At 32.2% G+C, this 23560-nt stretch carries 14 protein-coding genes; 2 read left to right on the top strand and 12 right to left on the bottom strand.

Features of this window, described 5'->3' with window-relative positions; all coding sequences use genetic code 11:
• Positions 1-10: 10 nt before the first annotated feature.
• The 8 genes from AW729_RS08225 to AW729_RS08190 form a co-directional block, all read right to left on the bottom strand.
• Positions 11-1201 (bottom strand): redox-regulated ATPase YchF, encoded by a 1191-nt coding sequence (locus AW729_RS08225; protein WP_112124659.1) that lies wholly within the window; start codon positions 1199-1201, stop codon positions 11-13.
• 205 nt (positions 1202-1406) lie between these two features.
• A complete protein-coding gene (locus AW729_RS08220; protein ID WP_112124658.1) occupies positions 1407-6086 on the bottom strand; it encodes a hypothetical protein in 4680 nt (1559 codons plus the stop codon).
• A 362-nt stretch (positions 6087-6448) separates the two neighbouring features.
• A complete protein-coding gene (locus AW729_RS08215) occupies positions 6449-7078 on the bottom strand; it encodes a cobalt-precorrin-7 (C(5))-methyltransferase (RefSeq protein ID WP_112124657.1) in 630 nt (209 codons plus the stop codon).
• 325 nt (positions 7079-7403) lie between these two features.
• Positions 7404-7649 (bottom strand): hypothetical protein, encoded by a 246-nt coding sequence (locus AW729_RS08210; protein ID WP_112124656.1) that lies wholly within the window; start codon positions 7647-7649, stop codon positions 7404-7406.
• 32 nt (positions 7650-7681) lie between these two features.
• Complete coding sequence (locus AW729_RS08205) at positions 7682-8971, bottom strand: site-2 protease family protein (RefSeq protein WP_112124655.1); 1290 nt, start codon at positions 8969-8971, stop codon at positions 7682-7684.
• A 57-nt stretch (positions 8972-9028) separates the two neighbouring features.
• Positions 9029-11200: a phosphoribosylformylglycinamidine synthase subunit PurL gene (gene purL, locus AW729_RS08200; protein ID WP_112124654.1), complete on the bottom strand. Its 2172-nt coding sequence runs from the start codon at positions 11198-11200 to the stop codon at positions 9029-9031.
• 41 nt (positions 11201-11241) lie between these two features.
• On the bottom strand, positions 11242-14415 hold the full coding sequence (gene ileS / locus AW729_RS08195; RefSeq protein WP_112124653.1) for an isoleucine--tRNA ligase: 3174 nt from the start codon (positions 14413-14415) through the stop codon (positions 11242-11244).
• A gap of 882 nt (positions 14416-15297) precedes the next feature.
• On the bottom strand, positions 15298-16617 hold the full coding sequence (locus tag AW729_RS08190) for an RNA-guided endonuclease TnpB family protein (RefSeq protein WP_112124652.1): 1320 nt from the start codon (positions 16615-16617) through the stop codon (positions 15298-15300).
• 537 nt (positions 16618-17154) lie between these two features.
• Between AW729_RS08190 and AW729_RS08185 the strand changes: the two genes are divergently transcribed.
• Positions 17155-17940, top strand: a complete 786-nt coding sequence (locus AW729_RS08185) for a flavodoxin family protein (protein ID WP_162685863.1) — start codon at positions 17155-17157, stop codon at positions 17938-17940.
• A gap of 338 nt (positions 17941-18278) precedes the next feature.
• Here the strand turns inward: AW729_RS08185 and AW729_RS08180 are convergent, their stop codons facing one another.
• The 3 genes from AW729_RS08180 to AW729_RS08170 all read right to left on the bottom strand — a co-directional run bounded on the left by AW729_RS08180 (position 18279) and on the right by AW729_RS08170 (position 21190).
• Positions 18279-18899: an IS200/IS605 family accessory protein TnpB-related protein gene (locus AW729_RS08180; RefSeq protein ID WP_162685862.1), complete on the bottom strand. Its 621-nt coding sequence runs from the start codon at positions 18897-18899 to the stop codon at positions 18279-18281.
• Entirely contained in the window at positions 18881-19600 is a 720-nt protein-coding gene (locus AW729_RS08175; protein ID WP_112124649.1) for a hypothetical protein, read from the bottom strand. The genes AW729_RS08180 and AW729_RS08175 overlap by 19 nt, the downstream gene beginning before the upstream one ends.
• A 366-nt stretch (positions 19601-19966) precedes the next feature.
• Entirely contained in the window at positions 19967-21190 is a 1224-nt protein-coding gene (locus AW729_RS08170) for a methionine adenosyltransferase (RefSeq protein ID WP_112124648.1), read from the bottom strand.
• Positions 21191-21506: 316 nt separating this feature from the next.
• On the opposite strand from AW729_RS08170, the gene AW729_RS08165 reads away from it, so the two are divergent.
• Positions 21507-21863: a DUF192 domain-containing protein gene (locus AW729_RS08165; protein ID WP_112124647.1), complete on the top strand. Its 357-nt coding sequence runs from the start codon at positions 21507-21509 to the stop codon at positions 21861-21863.
• Positions 21864-21987: 124 nt separating this feature from the next.
• On the opposite strand, the gene AW729_RS08160 is transcribed toward AW729_RS08165, so the two are convergent.
• Positions 21988-23439, bottom strand: coding sequence for an ATP-binding protein (locus AW729_RS08160; RefSeq protein WP_112124646.1), 1452 nt, complete (start codon positions 23437-23439; stop codon positions 21988-21990).
• Positions 23440-23560 lie beyond the last annotated feature (121 nt).

Genomic DNA, 23560 nt, shown 5'->3' with positions numbered 1-23560 from the left:
ACTTTTACACCTACTTGTTTGATATGATGCTTATGATATCTCCCTGTTTAAGTTCCTGGTCACTTGCTATTCTCATGTTACGCCTTGCATCAATTGCATGGGTAAATCCATCACCAATATCTGTATGAATACAGTAAGCCATGTCCCTTGGCGTTGAACCCCTTGGTATTAGAAGTGCATCAGGAAGTACATTACCCTTATGGTCAGAATATTTGTGTTCATCCTCTACCGGATAAACTGCAATTTGATCAAGCAGCTCATATACTGCAGTGTTTAATGCTTCCTGTATTCCAGTTGAACCATACTTTTTAAGTACATGTTCATCGATATAATCAAGTGCCTCTTTTTGTTTGGCTGACAACTTGTCCTCGGCTATGATTTCAAAGTGATTATCACCGGAATTATACTTGATAAGTCCTGCTTTGGCAGCATTTACCAGTGCTAATTCCGACTGGGCACTGGCAGGTATTACAAGCGGATATTTTTCCTTAAGTCTTTTAATGTTTTCTTCAGCTGTTGGTGCATCGGTCTTATTTGCAACGATTATTATTGGCTTTGACAATTCAAGCAGCTTGGATAGGAATTTGAGTATATCCTCTTTTTCCCACTTGTCATATTCGTCATTCATTATACGTTCTGCCTCGATTACATCCTCCACTTGTACACCGGTACCGCTTAACTGGTCTGCTATAACCTTTGCAAAATTCAGGTGTTCACTCATTACCTTTCTGATTAGTCTTGGCCAGTTGCGCTCAAGTATTGAGTACATCCACATCGTTACCTCATCCTGCAGGAAGTTAACATCATCCAACGGGTCATGGCTTCCAGCTTCACATGGTGTTCCCTCGATATCGGTTGAACCTGACGCGTCAATTACATGTATCAATGCCTTTGCCTGACGAAGATCATCCAGGAATTGGTTTCCCAATCCTTTTCCTTCATGTGCCCCTGGAACTAATCCTGCAACATCTATAAGTTCTACTGGTATGTATCGCGTACCGTCTACGCATTTACTTGTACGTGGATTACATGTTAATCCCAATTCCTTACATGGACAATCGGCGGTAATATATGCCACGGCCTTGTTAGCGTCAATTGTTGTGAATGGATAATTTGCTATTTCTGCCTCGGATAATGTTGCCGCTGCAAAGAGTGATGATTTTCCCACATTTGGTTTTCCTGTTACTGCTATTTCTAACATTTAATGTCTCCTCATATTTTTTTAATTAATCCTTATATTAAAGTAGTAAAATAAATAATTAATTCCATCATTTAACTTGTTTTTTATTTAAAAATTATATCATATAATAATATTTATCCGTTATATCTTAAAAAAATTAGGATGAAAAAAAGAAAAATAGAAGTAGGTTAATAACTGATACAACCTACCGATTGAATGTTGAGGATTATGCTTTAGTAATCGTTAATGTAGCATTCTGCTGCATACGATCATATACACTACTTGTATATATGCAAGTTATAGTATATGTTCCGGTTTTATAGCCATCCAATAGATAATCAACACTAGCCGTACCGTTTACTATCTTAGCATAGATTACTTTACCATTAGCATCTTTAACTGTTTTACCGTTGATTTTAAATATTACTTTACCAGTGTTTATTGTGTTGTCACTTAACGTTGCTTTAAGGGTTATGTTACTTCCAATTGTTGCAGTGATATCACTTGTTTCCAGTGTTAATGCTTTTGGTGTTATTGTCATGTTTGTTTTTTCACTTCTAAGTGAATCGCACTGAATAGAACCTGAATATACTGCTTCAATTGTTGAATCATTATTCCATGATGATGGTATTTCATAATCTTCAATCTTTGCCGTTCCGTTTACTACTTTTGCATAGATTACTTTACCACTGGCATCTTTAAGTGTTTTACCGTTAACTTTGAATGTAATTTTTCCTTTGTTAATGGTCGTTAATTTATCATCAAAGTAAATGCCCGCAATAATATTGGCAGTTGAACCAGCAACGAATTCAGTAGTATCTACTTTAAGGACAGCATCCAGATATATTATGTTTCCAGTACAATTATCTATGGTTATATTAGTACCAGTTACATATAATCCCTTGTTGAATGTAGAGTCAGTAAATGTTATGTTAGATGCAGTGTTATTTAAAACTACCTTATCATTGAATGTTACATTATTACATATAATATTGGAAGTGTTTATATTTACTTCAGCGTTGATTACATTATTTTCTATGGTAATGTTTTCATCCAGTTTTAATGAATTTAGAATGGTATTACCCCTTAGAACAGAATCATGTCCCAGATTTAATGATTCAATAGTATTGTTAATTAACGTGGAATTGGTAATTGTAGTACTGTCTAACTTATTATTAATCATAGTTACATTTTGTGAAGCTAAATAAACTGCTCCTGTTAAGTTGTTATCTTTTATAATTAAATTTTTAAGGAGAACATCAACGCCTTGAACCCACTGTTCCAATATTGCATAGTCTGTAGCCAGTATAGTATTGTTTTCAACAGTGATGTTTTCTCCCTGTATTCTAAAAGTGTTGGCAATTTCATTATCACGAAGGATTTTGCTACCATCAATGTAGTTGTTTTTTACTGTAATATTGTAGTTTTCTCCATCAGTATTATATGTTGTAATGTAGACCAGATTTCCAATTTTACCTAAGACATTTACATCATCAGTTTCACCTATTATTGTGTTATTTTCAAGTAATACAGAACTAGCACCGGCAACTACAAGCGTACTGTGACCATAGTTTCCATGAGTAAAGAATGTGCTGTTCGTAACATTTACATTAGCAGCATTATTTCTTATACTGAATCCACCAACATTAGATCCGATTTGCTCCATATAATTAGTGTAGGTAATATTATTTATGGATACATCGGATGCTCCATCAACTGTTACTCTCGTATTATAGAAACTTATTCCTGTAATGTTTGTTCCAGAGGCTTTAGATGAGATTATAAATTGATTTCCTGTTCTTCTAGTATCCAATCCACTGTCAAGGCTAATATTTGCATCATTAGTTGATGAAATGATGTTAACAGCTTTGTTAACTGTTAATCCTTTAAGTGAACTATCAAATAATCCCTGCATATCTATTGTATCACCTTTTCTAACATTATTATTAAATGTCCTATTTGTCACATACTCATTGTAGTTTTCGGATGTGAGTACAATCGTTTTTGGAGGTATTGGAACATATTCATAATAAGTAATATCACCAGTACATCCTTCAAATGTTATGTTACTTCCATTAGCTACCAATATTCCCTTGTTGAAAGTACAATTGATAAATTTAACATTATTAATTGGTGATGTTACATTAACACTTTCATTGAAAAATACATTGGTGACAATTGAATCATCAGAACCTTCTTCAAATAAAGTTTCTAACCATATTTTTCCAATTATACCCGTAATATTAGTAGTTTTTGTAACAATTGGTCTTCCATTAGTTGATTCTATTTCTTGAATAACATCCGGAAGATATTGATCCAGATAAAATAGAACATAAACGGTAGTTGCTGTATTTTCAAATGCTTTTCCACCAGCTACTTGACCCATTGTTATCCATCCACCATATATACCCACAGAGTTATTTTGTTTAATAAATAATGAATTTTCATCCATATCCAATGTAAATGGACTTTCTACACCAACTAATTCAGATGGAACTTGAATGACCGTACTATTTACTAATTTAAGTACTGATTCAGTAGTAGACATATATGGAGCTACATTAATTATTGAATTTTCAATAGTTACTGAATTAGTACCTAGAATAAGAGTTGCAACATATGAAGTTGTATTATATATTGTTATGTTTGGAGAAGTAAAATCATCATAACACAGATAAACACTAAAAAGGGAAGTGACATTAAATGAAAGATAATCCCCATTAATTATAAAACGAGCCATCGTCATACCATCTGGAATATACACGCCATAATTACTATCTGTTATAACAAAATATAATGGTGTATTAGTATTATTTTCTGATGAATAAGTGACTGAATTACTATTTATAGCATTATTCCCTCTACCACTTAAACTAGCAATAGCATTATTTGAAATAGTTATATCTGTTATTTCTTCAGCTAAAATAATGGCATATTCCTCATCAGAAACACTGATTGTATTATTATTTAAGAATATGTTGCTTGCTTCAATGTTCATTGAAGTATCCCTTAAAGTCAATCCAGTTATATTACTACCAGAAGCTGTTGAACTGATTATAAATGATTGATCATCAAAGTTTAAAAATGCATTATTTGTAGTGGATGTAACATTAACAGCCTTATTTACTGTAATGGCATACTGTGAACCTATCAATTCTCCTTGGATATCAATGACATCACCTTCAGTGACATTATCATTAAATAATCCATCTGTAACATATTCTGCAAAATTTGATGTATTTAATATTATTGTTTTAGAATCTGATTTAATATTTGATTTGGCTTTATTAATTAAAATATTATTATTATTTGTTAAATCATAAGCAACATTGCCTGAAACAGAATAACCAATAATACCTGCTTTGTAAACAGCATTATTTCCAGTTAATTGTTGATTGGTAGGATAATTGCTTGTTATATAATTATTTTGGGCAGTAGTGGCAGATTTTAAAACAATTGAATAAATTACATCTACAACAGCATTGTGTTCAGTAACCAATATGTGATTATTAGTTATTTGATTTTCAAGAGAAAGTGTTGAATCTTCTAATTCAATTCCTGTTGTAATTGGCGTTATTTCCTCATAATAATAACCTAATGTCCTATTATACCCATTTACTATTATTACATTATTTTGTACATATGTTCGGTAAGTGGTATCAAATCCCATACCCATACTAACATTACCAGTAACAGTAATGGTATTATAATTAATGTAATTACGTGTTAAAGTAGAAGTTGTACTGATTTTATATCCTTCAATACCATAAACGATATTTGATGCTAAGTTTATTGTGTTATAACTTACAGTAACATTTTGAGTCATGTCTGTAATGTAATTTGCACTTAAATATATACCATATGCAAAGGATTCACCAACCAGATTAGTATTTTGATACTTGTATGCTGTACCGGTTATTGTGTTATGTGAAAGCAGTGTGTGTTTATCTTCCATTACTTCAATACCACATACATAGTTTTCACTGGTTAATGCTATTGTGTTATATGTAGCATTACAGCGGTCACTTTTTTCAATGGTTATACCATAGGTATAATTTGCATTGCTTACATCAATATCATTATTTCTTGCTGATACATATGTAGATTCATTTCTTATTGTAATACCTTCAAATGTTGAAGTGGAATAACCGGTTTCTGTTGAATTAGTAACGGTTATATCATTATATGTAACATCAACATAATCAGAATCGTCCACAACTATACCAGATACTTTTACTATTCCAATATAATTTGTAGCACTGGTATTTATCCATTGTTTTGCCTGTGGATAAGCATTTACCACTATTGTGTTTGAATTTATAACTGAATTTGATGTACCGTTTAATTCTATCGCATATGTTGTTCCACTTGTTGTTTTTGTAACTGTGATATGGTTGTTGTTAATGTTTACATTGTTTTTGGCGTTGACAAAAATTGCAGAGCTGTCACTATTATCTGTATTTACAATGTTTAAGTTGTTTATTGTTACGCCATTGGCGTTTACTGTGAAATGGGAGTTTGTGAATGTGTAGTCAGGTGAACTTGTTATTGTAACCCCATTTGTAATATCTATCGTTTTACCGTCAAAATCATCTACAAAATTCAATGTTGAATATTGATTCATGTATGTACCTAATTGATCATAATTTTCATTAGTTATGTCAATTGATGAGTCATCTGTTTTAATATTCTTTTGTTTTGTAGTGATTTTTTCCATATTATCCTTATTATTTATATTACTGTTTAAATCAGTATTATAAACTGTATCTGTTGATACTTGTACATTATCACTTAAATCAGAACCAATTGTGTCGTTGGATACTTCTTGAGCATTAACTCCAGATATTCCGATTAATATGATAATAAAAATACTGAAGAGTAATATTTTTTTAATATTCTTATTCATAAAATCACATGAAAAAAATTTAGATATATTCGGAAAATATTTAATTTTAGTTATAAAACTACCAAAATAAAATATATATTTTGTAAGATTATTAAGTTTATTGTAAACTTTGTTATTATACTTGTTATTTAAAATTTTATTATATAATTCAAATAAATTAAATAGATTCCTATATATATTAAAATTCATTAAAATATAAAAATCTTTTGTTAAATACTCCGTAAATATCAAAAAAATACCCTTTGCAAAATTAAACATTGATAATAAAATATTTGAAAAGATAAAAATAATATAATAAATAATGAAAATTACTCAAAAAAAGATATTTAAAAAGATAAAATAAAAAAATAATTACAATTAGATTATATTACAACCACGCACATGTAACCGAAGTCCATATTTGTTGCTTCCCTTAGTGTTACTTTAACAATCTGTTCATCAGGATAACTTAATTTTTCACATATGGTTATAGGAGTATCCGGGCTGAAACCATGTTCTATCAAGTACTCGGCAAGCTCACTAATATGCCTATTGGGAAGAATTATATTGGCCGTGCTATTATCTATCCTATCTACCAAGTCATCGGTTGGTGCCTTGCCCCCGTGAATTGTTATGAGATTTGCAGTATCCCATGGTATTTGAAGCTTTGCAGCGGCAAGTTGAACCGAACTAATACCCGGCACGACATTAAGTTTTGTCTCCGGTGATAATCTTTGAACAGTCTTAAGCATGCCTGAAAAACCGGGATCACCCGTGGATAATATTGTTACAACTTTTCCTTCATTAACATAGCGTACTGCGGTTTTGACTGTTTGAGGGATATCCCTTGGCTGTAATACTACCATCTCAGCATTAACGTAATCAAATAAGTCAAGTGATCTTTGACTTCCGACAAGCACGTCACTGTTTTCTATAACTTCCACAACACCTAACGTCAAATACTCTTTAGCTCCAGGACCAATTCCCACAATATTCATTTTATTAGATTTCATATATTACCACATCTTTGATAAAATTATAATTCTATGTATACATTTATCTTTCAATACATTTAAGATTATTATTTAAGTGAAATAACTTGACATAAATTAATTCACAACAAAAAGCATTACCAATAACAAAAGAAAATAATCTTCCTAATCGGCAATTAGTCCCATATAAAAGAGTATAAAGACCTTAACTCATCTTCCGAGTTACATTATTAAATTTATTAACATATGTTCTTTTTTTACTTCCACAAGCCCCATATCATTAAAATCAATTATCTCATTGTTATGGCCGAAATTTATTGTTTCAATACTTTCAATCAAAATGTGTTCACACTTTAAAAACTGTACTGCTTGTGTTTTTAACATTGATTGTAACGCTTGTTTTTATTATGTTGGGATTGTATATGAAGTTATCGAATACCATTTCATCAACAGCAAATATTTCTTTATTGTTTCTTGTATATTTTATTGTTGGTACGTTGCTGTTTGTTATCTGATTGTATGTACTTGTCCGGATGTCTCCCGTGTATTGATGTTGTTTTGCCAGTTGATATCTAATAATTACTTTTGCCAACAATTGAATTGAAAAAATAAAAATAATGGAGGTTAGAATAGTGAGAGTATTGCCGGAACAAACCCATATAGTATAAGTATTACCAATATAACTATCAATATTGTACTCATCCATACCGTTATCTTCTCTGATTTTTCATCAGATAGTTCATGATTATGGATAAAGTTAAGAATGTCATTAAATATCCTGCTTATAATGCATCTTATGCTTCTTGGAAATAGGCGTGTGTATCTGTTTAATGCCTTGTTAAATTCCAGTCTTCTTTCAGGCACGATCTTTGTCTTAAGTATTTCTTCAAGTATTAATCCACCATCCAACGGTTTCATAGGAAGCAGATTGAATGTTCCCACCGCGAAGTTCAAAAAGAATATATAATAGAATATTTCATTTATTGTTGGAAGAATCGCAGGAATAATTGTACCGTACTTAGCTTTAGCGTTATCCGATACTACCTCATGCTGTGATGAACGTATACCGATATATGATAGTGAAGCATTATTTGGATTTGATGATGTTATCAGCGAGTATGTTCCCTTATCCGTTGTAAATGTGAGATTATCACCCACATGGGTTGTGTTAAGATACTTTGTATATGCCGAATAGTTATTTGTATTTATCCCATTTATTTGGTTTATAACCATACCCTCTGACAGTACGCCTTCAGCGGGACTTGCAGGTATTACACTGGATATTTCCATTCCATCACTGGTGTACAAGTCCTCTGATGCCATGAATCCACCGATTCCGGCCGTTATTATTAGAGCAATTAGACACAACGTTATATTGAACATTGGCCCGGCAAAGTATATTCTTATTTTACTCCAGGTGTTTAACTTTTTTATTTCATTTTCATTTGGCTCTACAAATGCACCGGGTATGATTGCAAGAAGAATTAATCCTACCGAATCAATTGATACACCTTCGGCTCTTGCAAGTACTCCATGGCCTCCTTCATGGATTATAAGTACCGTTGCCAGTGCTATAAAACCCGTTACAAATGGGATATATATTGGTGAACCTGGAATATCAACACCCGGCAGTATTAATGATACCGTTGGTGTTTTAAACATCATCTGCAAGGAGATAATTAATGAAACAAGCATCAGTATCATGAAAAATATCCCCAGTGGAATCGACAGGTTAATAAGGTACTTCCAAAAACGAGGAGATATATTGGCAATTCTTGTAATCAGATGTTCCAACTTTTCAGTTTTAAGCATTAATACAATACCATCTATCGTTATATTATATTTACCCTTCAATAGAAATGCCAAAACCCATACGATGATAAAGCCTATTGCATAATACCATAAAACATTCATCATTATCACTTTAAAAAAGTAAGGTGTTTGGATTTAAAGTATGTTTAAATCCACTGTTTAAGCCATGTGTTCTTCAATGGTTGTAGTGTTAGCCTTGTTTAATTCATCAACGGATACGTCGATTAGTTTGCCCTCATCAGAGCATATGACAAGGTTATTTCCACCGACAAATCCTATTTTTGCATATGCAACACCAGCATCTTTAATTATTGATGTTACTTCATCAAGATTATCCTCTTTTACAGTTATTATAAATCTACTATATGACTCGGAGAATAATTTTTCACTGATTGTTAAATCACCTGTTGATGGAATATCTTCAACACATACTTTTAGACCCATTTCTGATTTAATACTCATTAATGCCAGTGCAGTTGCAAGTCCACCCTTGGACAAGTCATGTACAGAGGTTATTGAATCATTACATTCTTGTATTAAATTCTGTACCAGGACAGATACTGAGTAGTTTTCTTCAAGTCTTAGTTTAGGTGGATAACCCTGTACCAGGTCATATATCTCCTTATAGTATTGTGAACCGTCAAGTTCAGGATATGTATTACCAAGCAATAGTACAACATCACCTTCCTCATCATATGTCATGGTCTTAATATGTTTATTATCCACTAATCCAACACATCCTACAATAGGAGATGGATTTACTGTTACACCCTCGGTTTCATTATAGAAACTTACGTTACCGCTGATAAATGCCACATTGAATTTACGTGCCACATCACTCATACCACTAATGGCTTCTGTAAATTGCCAGAATACCTCCGGCTTTTCAGGATTTCCAAAGTTAAGACAATCGACAAGTGCCACTGGTCTTGCACCCATTGTTATAGCATTGTTGATTGATTCAAGTACTGCACTTGCCGCACCGTCATATGGGTTAAGGAGTACATGTGTACTGTTACAGTCTGTACCAATTGTAAATGAGGTATCCTCATCAACCTTGATTACTGCCGCATCATCCCCCGGTTTTACTACAGTGTGAAGTTGTACTTCATGGTCATACTGTGAGTACACCCATTCTTTGCTTGTGATGTTCTCACTTGAAAGTAGTCTGAGAAGTGCTTCCTGTGGGTCTATATCCTCTATTTCCACTTCTTTTATGATTTTCTCCGGAGCTTTAGCTTCTCTTTCAATTATAGGTGCATCTGTAAAGAGTATATTTGGTGCATGACAGATTTCCTCACCGTTATGTTTAACTATGAATTCTCTTTTATCTATTATTTCACCGATAACAGCATGGGACAGGTCGTGCTTGTCACATATCTGGGATGCCTTTTCCACGTCATCCTTACTTATGGCAAATACCATTCTTTCCTGTGATTCTGATAGCATTATCTCATATGGAGTCATACCTTCCTCTCTTAGCGGTATTTTCTCCAGGTCGATACATGAACCGTTTCCACCCTTATCTGCCATTTCCGATAGACAACATGTGAGTCCTCCACCACCAAGGTCTTTTACTCCGTGGATGTCAAGGGTGTCCAAGAGTTCGTATGTTGCTTCCATTACACGTTTCTTGGTAAATGGATCTGCTACCTGTACGGCAGGTCTGTCCTCTATTTCGGAGTTACTTGTCAGTTCCTCTGAGGCAAACGTTACACCGTGTATTCCGTCACGTCCTGTGGTTCCACCCATTAAAAGGTATACGTCTCCCACGACCGGTGCTGATCCGTAGACTATTTCATCCTTCTTTACTAGTCCTGCACATACCACGTTTACCATTGGATTGTATTGGAAGTTGTCGTCGAATTCTATTTCTCCACCTACCGTCGGTACCCCTATACGGTTTCCATAGTCGGAGATTCCCTTTACCACATAGTCGAAGATGTATTTTGACCTTTGATCATCCATATGTCCGAATCTTAGTGCATCAAGTAGCACTACCGGTTTTGCTCCCATACTTATGATGTCACGTACGATTCCGCCTATACCTGTACCTGCTCCACCGTATGGTTCGACGGCTGATGGATGGTTATGACTTTCCATACCGATTGCAAGTGCATATTCATCTGTTAGGTTTACTATTCCCGCATCATCCCCCGGACCGAGTATTACATCAGGCCCATCTGTTGGGAAGTTTCTTAGTATTGGTCTACTGCTTTTGTAGGAACAATGCTCAGAGAACATTACGTCCATCATTCCAAGTTCTAATTCATTAGGTTGTCTTCCTAATACTTCTTCTATATATTTTAATTCATCATCAGTTAAAACCATAAACTCATACAACCTTTATTTAGTATATATTTTTTTAGATATTATTCTTTTATTGCTATTGTTAGCTGTTCTTCTTCTATTTTCCAATCTTTTGTATATGAATCACCATCAGTGATTTTATCAAATGACAAATCTTCTGTACGTACTTCATTTGATATGTAATCAATATGTGGTGTTACAGCTTCCTTAAATTCATCACTGCATTCTACCTGAACGTGGATATTTGCCTCGACGTTTAAGTCCAAGTCCTTACGCATATCCTGTATACGACGGATTAATTCTCTTGCCATTGCCTCGGAGTATATTTCCGGTGTTAGTTCTGTATTTACATAGACGCTTCCACCTTCAAAGTCACAGCTTACAAGGTTTTCAGGTACTTCTTTTTCAAATAGTATTTCCTCTTCGCTTAGGGTTATGTCCTTATCATCAAAGCTTATTGTATATGTACCGTTTGATTGAACTTCACTTTGAATTGCAGCTGCATCCACATCATCACGTTCAAAGTATGCCTTTACACGACCCAGGTCACCTCTTAGTTTAGGTCCGAGAATTGACATGTTAGGTTTTGCTATTACTATGGCGTTTTCCAGTTCATGCTCTACGGTTATGTTTTTTGTATTTGCCTGTTCAAGAAGCACATCCTCTAATGATGTGATTGCTGTTTTTACATCGTCCTCCTCTGTCACTACTGTTATGTTTTGTACCGGCCATCGTAGCTTGAATCTTGCAACATCTCTTGCATGTGCACTAGCCTCAAGTATGTCACGGATGTAGTTCATGTTGTTTTCAAGCTCGGTGTCTATTTCGTCTTCATTGTATGTCCAGTCTAGCATATGTACACTTTCTACTTCATCTGTTTCCACTCCACGTACAAGATTTTGATATATTTCCTCCGTTACGTGTGGTGCTATTGGTGCTAATGTTCTTATAAGGTCTTTTAGTGTGTAGTATAATGTGTAGTAAGCACCCAATTTATCAGGGTCGTCACTTTCTACCCATGTTCTTCCCCTGATGAGTCTTACATACCAGCGGCTTAAATCTTCCAGGATGAAGTCCGTGATTTTTTCTGTTGCACGGTTGAATGTTAATGCTTCAATGTCTTCTCCTACCTCTTTGATAAGTGTGTTTATACGACTTCTTATCCATAGGTCTTCCTGTCTGAAGTGAAGGTCTTCTTTTTTGTGTTCTGTTGGGTTGAAGTTGTCAAGACTCATGTATGTAGTGGAGAAGTAGTATACATTCCATAGTATGTTAAATAGTTTTGATGAATTCTGCACTTCATCCCAGTTGAATTTAAGGTCATCCCATGGCTTGTTAGCATCCAATAGATAGTATCTTAGTGTGTCTGCCGAGTATTTTTCTATTACTTGCTCTGGACTTACAACGTTTCCTATGGATTTACTCATTTTCTTTCCTTCAGAGTCTAGGGTAAATCCGTGCATTAATACTTTCTTGTATGGTGCCTTTCCGAATGCTGCTACTCCCAGTCCTAATTGTGAGTAGAACCATCCACGTGTCTGGTCATGTCCTTCTGTGATAAAGTCATATGGGAACCATTCATCAAAGTGTTCTGTTGGATTTTCCGGATAGTGTAGTGCCGCCCATCCTGCTACTCCACTGTCTATCCATACATCAAGTACATCCGGTACCCTATGCATTTGTCCTCCACATTCACATGGAATTGTTATGTTATCCACGTGTGGTCTGTGTACAAAGTCACCTGTAAGGTCTTGATTTCCTGATAAATCCTTTAGTTCCTGTTTTGAACCGACTACTATCTTATTGTCACATTCTTCACATAGCCATATTGGCAGTGGTATTCCCCAGTATCTTTGTCTGGATATTGTCCAGTCACGTGCATTTGATACCCAATCCTTAAATCTGCTTTCTCCTGCCCATGATGGTACCCATTCAACTGCATCTACCTGTTCTAGCATCTGGTCTTTTATTGAAGTTACTTTGATAAACCATTGTTTTGTAGCAATGTACATGATTGGTGTTTTACATCTCCAACATAATCCTACACGGTGGTCTATTGTTCCTTCATATAGTAATGCATTGTTATGGTATAAGTCATGTGTAATTTCAGGATTGCAGTCTTTAATATATTGTCCTTTATATTTTCCTGCCTCTTCTGTGTAGCATCCATCTTCTCCTACTGGACAGAAGAGTGTTATGCCGTTTTTCATACCTACTTCATAATCCTCAGGCCCATGACCTGGAGCTGTATGTACACATCCTGTACCATCCTCCAGGGTTACATGGTCTCCTAGTATTAACATGTGGTTGAATTCTTTTTGAGCTGGCACTTCCTCTTTTAGTGGATGAATGTATTCCAATCCTTTGAGTTGTTCTCCTTTGACTGTTTTTATGATTTCCACTTCTTCTTGGCCAAATACGGATGTTATTAATCCTTCTGCCATTAGAAGTACTTCATCTTTTCCTGTTTCTTTGTTTTGTACTTTCACATATGCATAGTCAAAGTCTGGATGTACACTTACTGCCATGTTTGCAGGAATTGTCCATGGAGTGGTTGTCCAAATTAATACGTAACTTGTCATGCCTTCAAATTCTTGTTCTTTAAGTTCGAATTTAACATAGATTGATGGATCCTGTATTTCATCATATTCAATCTCTGCATTAGCAAGTGCTGTCTGACAATGCGGACACCATGTGATTACACGTTTATCATGCTCCAATAGGCCGTTTTCATCGGCTTTTTTTAGTGTCCACCAGCAGGATTCCATATACTGGTTGTCATATGTTACATATGGATCTTCCCAGTCCATCCATACACCCATTGACTTAAACTGTTGGGTCATATCTTCCTTGTTTTTAATTGCAAATTCCTTACACTTGTCGACGAAGTTATCTATTCCATATTTTTCCTCGATTTCCTGTTTACTTTGAATTTCAAGCAACTGTTCTACTTTATGTTCTATTGGAAGACCATGTGTATCCCATCCTGCCTGACGTCTAAGACTGAAACCGTTCATGCTTTTATATCTAAGAAATGAATCCTTAATTGTCTTGTTCCAGGCGGTTCCCAAGTGTATTCTACCACTACAGTATGGCGGTCCGTCAAGGAATGAATATTTTGGCCTGTTTTCTCTTAACTGACTAGTCTTATTATATATGTCATTTTCTTTCCAGAAATCTTGTATTTTCTTTTCTAAATTCTTATTATAACCCTGTTCTACCTCATGTATTGGCATACAGTATCTCCTTTTAAGTTTATATGATGGGAAAGTTAATCCTAATTGAGTTTATGGTTTTATAAATGATTAATTCCCGTTTATTAAATGTTAACATAAAATTTAGATTAAGTAACATTATACTGATTTATATATTTGTAACTTCTTACAATAATAAGTAACTATTCAACAAACAAAGGGATTAAGAAGAAATCAACAAAAAGAACTTACCCCCACAAATACGAGAACCAAATCTGAACAAAATAATATAAAAATATTAAAATAATAAATAATAATAGAATTATTAACAAATTATTTATAAAAATCATATAAATATAAAATACAAAACAGAAACAGACTTATACAAACTCACATTACTCTTAAACAACCAACAAACCCATACCAACTAATCATAAATCAATCTCCTTTTTTAACACGAGAAGAATATGACAATGTTATTTTTTTGTAATAAATCCGACAAATTTCTCAGAAAAAAAAGAAAGTCATAATAATTCAACCATCTTTTCAAACGCCACATTAAAACAAAATAAATAAATCATAAGAATTATAAATCATGAATCTAATTGAGACTTGGCCAAAAGTATTTTAAAACAAAAAAAAAGTATTACTCATATAAGTCAAGAAGAAAAAAAAACTTCCATAAACATATATTTTATAATACACCCATTTTTTCACCTTAAAGCAAGTAAACAATAAACAGCATAACATTTCTTTCTTTCTTATTAAAGATTTAAAACCCAGAAACAATCATACTGCATGGAGAACTCTCTTTTGCCTTTGTTCAAATCAAATAACGACAAACATGTGATAATAACAATAATGGACAATAAGGGATAAACATTTTTTTTATACCGCATCTATTATGATATCTGGATGTCTTGGTTATAATTTGATTTTACTTGGAGTAGTCCGGACCCACTTACACAATAGCTCAAAATCGAACCCATGCTTACATTTTCGTATAATATTGGCTGCAGCGTTTACATCTGCGTTAATAATTTTTCCATTTTGTGTTTCGTATAATCCACGTTTGATTCTATTGCCCTTAAATTCATATTTCACTTCATCCTCCTCTTTTTCATCATCTTTTTCTTGGTATTCTGGTAGTATATCTTCATCTAGGAAGCTGCTTAGGCTTGTGTATGATTCTTCCTGTATTATAAGGTCTATTTCGTGTATTTGGCATCGTGTTTCTAGTTTTTGTTTGAATTGTTTGAATGCTATGTGTGAAAATATTTGGTTTTGTTTTTTTCCCATATTGGTCTTGTGCTGGAAATTATTGTTGTATCCAAGCACAATTGTACCTACATCTTGTTGTTTGCATTTTTTTATGATGAAGTTTACTGTTTGGTTGAGGAAGTTGTCTTGTATGTTTTTGAATTTTTGGTTTATTTTTCGGATTCTATTGGATGTTTTACGTCCTTGCTTATCAAGAATTGATTGGTAGTGTGCTGTTTTCTTACATTTGAAGTATATTTGATTTTTTAATTTTCTCCCGTCCATGATATATGGAGGCCCTTCGGTTGTAACAATTGTTGCAAAATTATTTACACCAGGATCAATACCCATAATTTTATCCTTATCCAAATCCAACGGCTCTTTTTCAGCTTCATAAGTGAAATTTGCCTTAAACATCTTTCCATTATTTATAGGAATAATTTCCACTTGAATAATCTTTTTATCTCGTATATTCTCAGGAATTTTTATTCTAGGTCTACAATTCTTTGATTCCAAAAGTTTCTTATACTCCCTACTTAATGGCAATTCTATAAAACCCTCCCTTAGCTTCTTTTTAGAAGAAGTAATAGATTCTTTTGGAATTATAATGTTATGTAATCGATAATTCTTATGTTTTTTAGGCGGATTAACCTTTTGATCATATTCACCATCAATTTTTTTATTTTTCAACTCAACATAACCATTGAATGATTCAACATGCTTCTTTACAGCAGCATTAGCTAAATGAGCCTGAAGAAAAGAATAATCCATCTTAAATTCCTCTTTGACCTTGCTAATTATTGATTTAAAATTTATTTTCTTAAAATGCTTTCTGTCAGTAGATTTAACAAATGGTGTCTTTTCCACAGCACAATTTCTCAAATAGTTAAGTTTCGAGGAAATATCCACCAAAATATTATATTGTTTCTTAGTAAGACCACGAATAAGAATACTTTGAGTTAATAAAACATTTTCATCTGACATAATCTCTCTTAGTTCACCTCCTCTATAATCACTGAATAAACATAATCACATAATATCTAACAAAATGTTCCCAAATAAACATTCATAACACTCTCATATTAATAATGATATAAAATATTACATGATTATATTATTATATTATTCATAGATACTATATAAATAAAATGAGAGCATCTGATAAGTATTCAAAGGGGAGTCATGATAAGTATTAATAATATAATTATTTTAAATTTTAACTAAAACAGATGCTAATAAATAGTAAGCGTATAAAAGTATTACTCAAGAGTGAAAAAACAGACTTTATGCCAACACTCTAATTAAATAAAAAAATAAATAGAGATAATAACTAAAAATAAGAATAAACAAAAATTAATTTATAAAAAAATACTTAATCAAAAAATAGAGAATAATACGAATCACACTTATATGAATAGACAATCCACATATTAAAGATATAACTTATAAGTTATCACAATATGTTATAAAGGATAAGAATATCCATAAGAAGAACATATATAATAGCAAGGAGTGTTAAGATTGAATTACCTTATTATAAATGGAAGCCCTCGAAGAGCAAACACATGGAAAATAGTAGAAAGAATTAAGGAAACATTGGATAAACAGGAAGAAAACACCTATGATGAAATTGACTTGATTGACTTAGACCTACCACAATGTACTGCCTGCTATAACTGCTTTAACTATGGAGAAGATAAATGTCCACATAAAGATAAAATAGCACCTATCGTTGAGAAGATGAAAGAATGTGACGGACTTATCATAACAAGCCCAGTTTATGTGCTAAATGTCACAGGACTTATAAAGACATTCTTTGATCACCTGGCATACTGCTATCACAGACCATGCTTTTTTAACAAGAAGGCATTGATAGTCGTTACAACAGCAGGAAACGGCCATAAGAAGGTAGCAAGTTACATGGATGAAAACCTTAGAAACATGGGTTATAACCAAAGATTTGTATTGTCGTTCATACATGCCCATGATGGTCATGGATACCTTCCACTTAAGACAAAGGAAAAAACGGATAAGGTTACCCTGAATTTCTACAATAGCGTTAAATCAGGAAAACTTAAAAGTCCAAGCATGAAGGCACTCTTCATGTATAACATCTGGAGGGCAATGGCAGCAGGCAATACAATAGAAATAGATGCTAAGTACTGGAGAGAGAATAATCTAATTGATAGTGAATTTCATCCGGACATTCCATGCAATATAATTAAGAAACTTCCATTTAAGATATTCTATAAGATAATGTTAAAGTTTATTAGCAAGAATAGTATTCAAAAGGATGAAAATCAATAAAATATGTAGGGTTAAATAAATGAGACTTGGCCAAAAGTATTTTAAAACAAAAAAAAGTATTACTCATATAAGTCAAGAAGAAAAAAAACTTCCATAAACATATATAATAGATAATACAACCATTTTTTCATTTTAAAGCAAGTAAACAATAAACAGTACAACCTCTCTTTCTTTTATTATAAAAGATTTAAAACCCAGAAATAATCATACTGCATGGAATACTCTCTTTTGCCTTTGTTCAAATCAAATAACAACAAACATGTGATAATAACAATAATGGACAATAAGGGATAAACATTTTTTTTATATCGCATCTATTATATATCTGGATGTCTTGGTTATAATTTGATTTTACTTGGAGTAGTCTGGACCCACTTACACAATAGCTCAAAATCGAACCCATGCTTACATTTTCTTATAATATTGGCTGCAGCGTTTACATCTGCGTTAATAATTTTTCCATTTTGTGTTTCGTATAATCCGCGTTTGATTCGCTTACCTTTGAATTCATATTCCACATCATCCTCCTCTTTTTCATCATCTTTTTCTTGGTATTTTGGTAGTATGTCTTCATCTAGGAAGCTGCTTAGGCTTGTGTATGATTCTTCCTGTATTATAAGGTCTATTTCGTGTATTTGGCATCGTGTTTCTAGTTTTTGTTTGAATTGTTTGAATGCTATGTGTGAAAATATTTGGTTTTGTTTTTTTCCCATATTGGTCTTGTGCTGGAAATTATTGTTGTATCCAAGCACAATTGTACCTACATCTTGTTCTTTACATCTTTCTATGATGAAGTTTACTGTTTGGTTGAGGAAGTTGTCTTGTATGTTTTTGAATTTTTGGTTTATTTTTCGGATTCTATTGGATGTTTTACGTCCTTGCTTATCAAGAATTGATCTGTAGTGTGCTGTTTTCTTACATTTGAAGTATATTTGATTTTTTAATTTTCTCCCGTCCACAATTGCACGTGAGGCCCTTCGGTTGTAACAATTGTTGCAAAATTATTTACACCAGGATCAATACCCATAATCTTATCCTTATCCAAATCCAATGGCTCTTTTTCAGCTTCATAAGTGAAATTTGCCTTAAACATCTTTCCATTATTTATAGGAATGATTTCCACTTGAATAATCTTTTTATCTCGTATATTCTCAGGAATTTTTATTCTAGGTCTACAATTCTTTGATTCCAACACTTTCTTATACTCCCTACTTAATGGCAATTCTATAAAACCCCCACTTAGCTTCTTTTTAGAAGAAGTAATAGATTCTCGGGGAATTATAATGTTATGTAATCGATAATTCTCATGTTTTTTAGGCGGATTAACCTTTTGATCATATTCACCATCAATTTTTTTATTTTTCAACTCAACATAGCTATTGAATGATTCAACATGCTTTTTTATAGCAGCATTAGCTAAATGAGCCTGAAGAAAAGAATAATCCACCTTAAATTCCTCTTTGACCTTGCTAATTATTGATTTAAAATTAATTTTCTTAAAATGCTTTTTATCAGTAGATTTAACAAATGGCGTCTTTTCCACCGCACAATTTCTCAAAGAGTTAAGTTTCAAGGAAATATCCACCAAAACATTATATTGTTTCATGGTAAGACCACGAATAAGAATACTTTGAGTTAATAAAACACAATCATCTGACATAATACCTATCTTAGTTCACCTCCCCTATAATAACTGAATAAACATAATCACATAATATCTAACAATTAAATGTTTAATGATAAACATTCATAACAGTCCCCCATTATAAAGACATAACATATTACATGATTATATTATTATATTATTCATAGATACTATATAAATAAAATGCGAGCATCTGATAAGTATTCAAAGGGGAGTCATGATAAGTATTAATAATATAATTATTTTAAATTTTAACTAAAACAGATGCTAATAAATTAGTAAGTGTATAAAACTATTACTCAAGAGTGAAAAAACATAATTTATGCCAACACTCTAAATTTAAAAAAAAAAGTGGTTTGGTTATGGATTTTTATCCATAATCTAGAATGTTCTGAGTTTTCCTTCAAGCATGAAGTCTTTTATATCTGTGATGTTTGCAAGCCATTTGTCTATGATTTTTGCAACATCATCTTCTACATCATCCACGGAGTATCCTTCTTCTGTTTGTATGTGTGCTGTTGCGGTTCTTGGCTGGTCGATTGGTTTTCCTATTTGACTTAAGATTATCATGTCAATGTTTTGTACTCCTTCAACATCACTTACTACTTCTTTTGTTATTTCATTGGATAATAAGTTGTATATTTTTCCTACGTGGTTGATTGGATTTTTACCACTGGTTGCTTCCATACTCATTGGCCTGTTTGGTGTGATTAATCCGTTTGCACGGTTTCCTCTTCCTACTGATCCGTCATCTCCCATTTCTGCACTTGTACCTGTTACTGTTAAGTAGTAACCGGATTCGTCTCTTTTGGATTCGTCATCTGCTGTGTTGATTAATGTATCTACTGAGTAATCTGTTGTTTTTGCTGCTAAATCCCTTACTATGTCATTTAATTCCTGTTTCATGTTTAGGTATGCATCTACATCGTCAACATATTTTGATACGAATGCTGCTGCAATGGTTAGTGTTATATTATCCTTTTCACGTAGCCCCATTACTTTGATGTCTTCTCCTACATGAGGATATTGTTTTTTGAAGTCTTTGCTGTTTAAGAGTTCTTCTGTTTTAAGCACTAGGTTTTCTGTCTGTGATAGTGGTGCAAATCCTACACCGAATGATGTGTCGTTTGAGGATGGTATTTGATCTGTTCTTTGGAATACATCTCTTAGGTCTGCTGATCCTTGTCCTATTTTACATTCTACTACTGTCCCATATTCCACGTCAAGGTTTATGATTGTATCTTTTAGGAATTCTTTTGCTGCTTCTATTGCTATTGTGTCTACTCCTACCTTGTGTGTTTCACCGTTTGGTAGGGTGAATTCCTTTGCAGCTCTACCGGTTAGTAGGATTTCGATAGGTTTTATTATTTGTCCTCCACCGAATTTTGGATCTGATTCACCGGCAGTGATTTGTACTTCATCTGTGTTGTGGTGGAGTACATGTCCTGCTTTTTCCTTATATGTTTGTGATAGTACTCGGCTTACTGCTTCTGCTATTCCATCACTTATACTATCAGGATGTCCTATTCCTTTTCTTTCAACTATTTCTATTTCATTTTGTTCTATTGGTTTTTGAGTTGCTTTTTCTATTTTTATATTGCGCATTAATACACCTCAGGTAGTGATTTTATTATTTTAAGTTATTGTTATCTTATTTTTATGAAATTATTTAGATTAAAATTGTTAATAAAAATTTTATCCTATTTATATATTTATCTGTTAAATATTTAATAGTTTATCCATATTGGTAAAACCACTATTAAAAAATAATTTGAAACACGAAATTAATCCTATCAAATATTTGAATAAAAACTAAATCAATTTATTCAACTTAGATTATTTAATATTATAAACTATGAATTAATCAATGATTAAGTTTTAAATAATAATACTGATAAAAATATTATTTAGTTAAAATATTATGTATAAAATAACAATTAATGATTATAATATAGAAGTAGAATGTGCAGATACATTCAAAAAACGATTATTTGGACTTATGGGAAAGAAAAAATTCAGCGGATTACTGTTCAAACAAAAATATTCAAATAGATTTTGCTCATCAATACATACCTCTTTCATGCTGGTACCCATTGACTTGATATACATAGATAAGAATATGAGAATAAGTCAAACAACAACATTAAATCCATGGAATATATTCATACCAAAAGATGATAATACAAAATATATCCTTGAATTACCCAAAAATAGTATAAAAAATAATGATATAAAAGTAAATAATACAATTAAAATTAAAAAAAATATAAAAAAGTGATTAAAAAGTTTTTCGAGCAAATTATATTCTGAAAATATATATGACTAATATGATGTTACTATTTCCAATAATTTATATGAATTTCAATAATTTAACTTCCCCATTTTTTCGATTGTATAATGAATTATTTTTTCAAATACAATATAGGTCTTTTATCTGATTCTTTTGATATTAAATTTTTATCAACTAACTCAGTTAAATCTCTTGCTGCAGTTGATTTAGATACTTTGAATTTATCAATGTATTTCTTAGTGGTGAAAATATAATTATTATTTAACATCATTTTTAATGCTGTAATCTGACGATCTTTTAAGTTTAATTCATTTAAATTAATTATTTTATCATTATTAGTTAATTTTAATGGTAATTGTTCTGTATTTTTACGACCATAGAATGTTACTCTGAAATTGTTCGTGAAATTATGAAATTCAGGTTCAGATAATCCTTCATTTTTCATTGACTCTTTCATGCGTAAAATACCTGTCCCAACATGTTCCATATATTTTGTATATCTGAAAATATTACATAATGCTTTATTTCTATGGACAGGATTTATATTCCCTAAATCTTCTATTGGAACTAATGAACGACCAGGACTTATTATTTCAATCCGATTAGAATAAATATAAAATGTTATTGTATCTCCAACTATGGTGTAATCCCTATGAGCAATAGCATTAACTATTGCTTCTTTAATTGCATCAATAGGATATTCCGGAATGGCTACACGACCCCAATCCTTCACAATTACACCATGCCTTGTATTTCTTCTAAAAAACTTTTCAACCTCATCCAGTAGAATAGGAATTGGTGCGTGTGATTCTTGATAATCAATTATGGTTAATCTATCTTCTCCTTGGAAACGAACCATCTTTATTTCATGTTCTATACCAAATTTTTCTATATCATTACTAAAAAATAATGCACCTGCATTTGTAAGATGAAAGTTATTATTTAAAATACTACCTGCTTTAATTAATGTTAATATCTCTTCTTTGTTTCGATATTGTTTTAAAGATAATAATGCATCATCTGTTAATATATTGAAATAATTATCATACACATTAATATCTACATTATTAATAGAGGAATTATCTATGATTGATAAATCAAATTCGGATGAAGAAAGTTTTGAATTTATATAGGATAATAAACTTCTTTTTACTTCATAAAAAAGTTCTTCTTTAGTATCAAATGTAGTATAAGTTGCTTCATTCTGGATCCTATGTAAAAATTCCAAAGTACGTTCTTCTCTTTCTTCAAGATTTTTAACATAGAAGTAATAATATGACTTAAGTTTACTATATTCATTATATTCCAATTCTGTAGCAGATATACCCTTATCAGTCAAATTACCATATGTTGAACCTATTATACCAATATAAATATCAGAAGTTCTTACTTCATTAATATAAATTTCAGGAGGTGCTTGTGAAGTAGATTCTACATCCGTTTCAAATAAAAATATTTCAATATACTTATTTAAATTTGAATCTTCCATCAATTTTTGTTTTAAATACATCCGTTCTTCTTCAAATTCATTCCTTACACTACTTATAAATATTTTTAGAACCATAAGTACACCAACTATTAATACAATTTATATACTTTTGTCATTAATAATATTTTCCCAACACTTCCCAAAAATAGTACATGAGTTACCAAAAAAAATTCAAAAAGATGAGAATAATGAAATA

Source organism: Methanosphaera sp. BMS (assembly GCF_003268005.1).
Classification (GTDB): domain Archaea; phylum Methanobacteriota; class Methanobacteria; order Methanobacteriales; family Methanobacteriaceae; genus Methanosphaera.
The sequence above is the reverse complement of the archived record's forward strand: the minus strand, read 5'-3'. Positions and strand labels throughout refer to the sequence as shown.

Excerpts from the sequence above, each read along its gene's own strand:
- AW729_RS08225 (WP_112124659.1), bottom strand. The coding sequence starts at position 1,201 with ATGTTAGAAATAGCAGTAACAGGAAAACCAAATGTGGGAAAATCATCA.
- AW729_RS08220 (WP_112124658.1), bottom strand. The coding sequence starts at position 6,086 with ATGAATAAGAATATTAAAAAAATATTACTCTTCAGTATTTTTATTATC.
- AW729_RS08215 (WP_112124657.1), bottom strand. The coding sequence starts at position 7,078 with ATGAAATCTAATAAAATGAATATTGTGGGAATTGGTCCTGGAGCTAAA.
- AW729_RS08205 (WP_112124655.1), bottom strand. The coding sequence starts at position 8,971 with ATGAATGTTTTATGGTATTATGCAATAGGCTTTATCATCGTATGGGTT.
- purL (WP_112124654.1), bottom strand. The coding sequence starts at position 11,200 with ATGGTTTTAACTGATGATGAATTAAAATATATAGAAGAAGTATTAGGA.
- ileS (WP_112124653.1), bottom strand. The coding sequence starts at position 14,415 with ATGCCAATACATGAGGTAGAACAGGGTTATAATAAGAATTTAGAAAAG.
- AW729_RS08190 (WP_112124652.1), bottom strand. The coding sequence starts at position 16,617 with ATGTCAGATGAAAATGTTTTATTAACTCAAAGTATTCTTATTCGTGGT.
- AW729_RS08175 (WP_112124649.1), bottom strand. The coding sequence starts at position 19,600 with ATGTCAGATGATTGTGTTTTATTAACTCAAAGTATTCTTATTCGTGGT.
- AW729_RS08170 (WP_112124648.1), bottom strand. The coding sequence starts at position 21,190 with ATGCGCAATATAAAAATAGAAAAAGCAACTCAAAAACCAATAGAACAA.
- AW729_RS08165 (WP_112124647.1), top strand. The coding sequence starts at position 21,507 with ATGTATAAAATAACAATTAATGATTATAATATAGAAGTAGAATGTGCA.
- AW729_RS08160 (WP_112124646.1), bottom strand. The coding sequence starts at position 23,439 with ATGGTTCTAAAAATATTTATAAGTAGTGTAAGGAATGAATTTGAAGAA.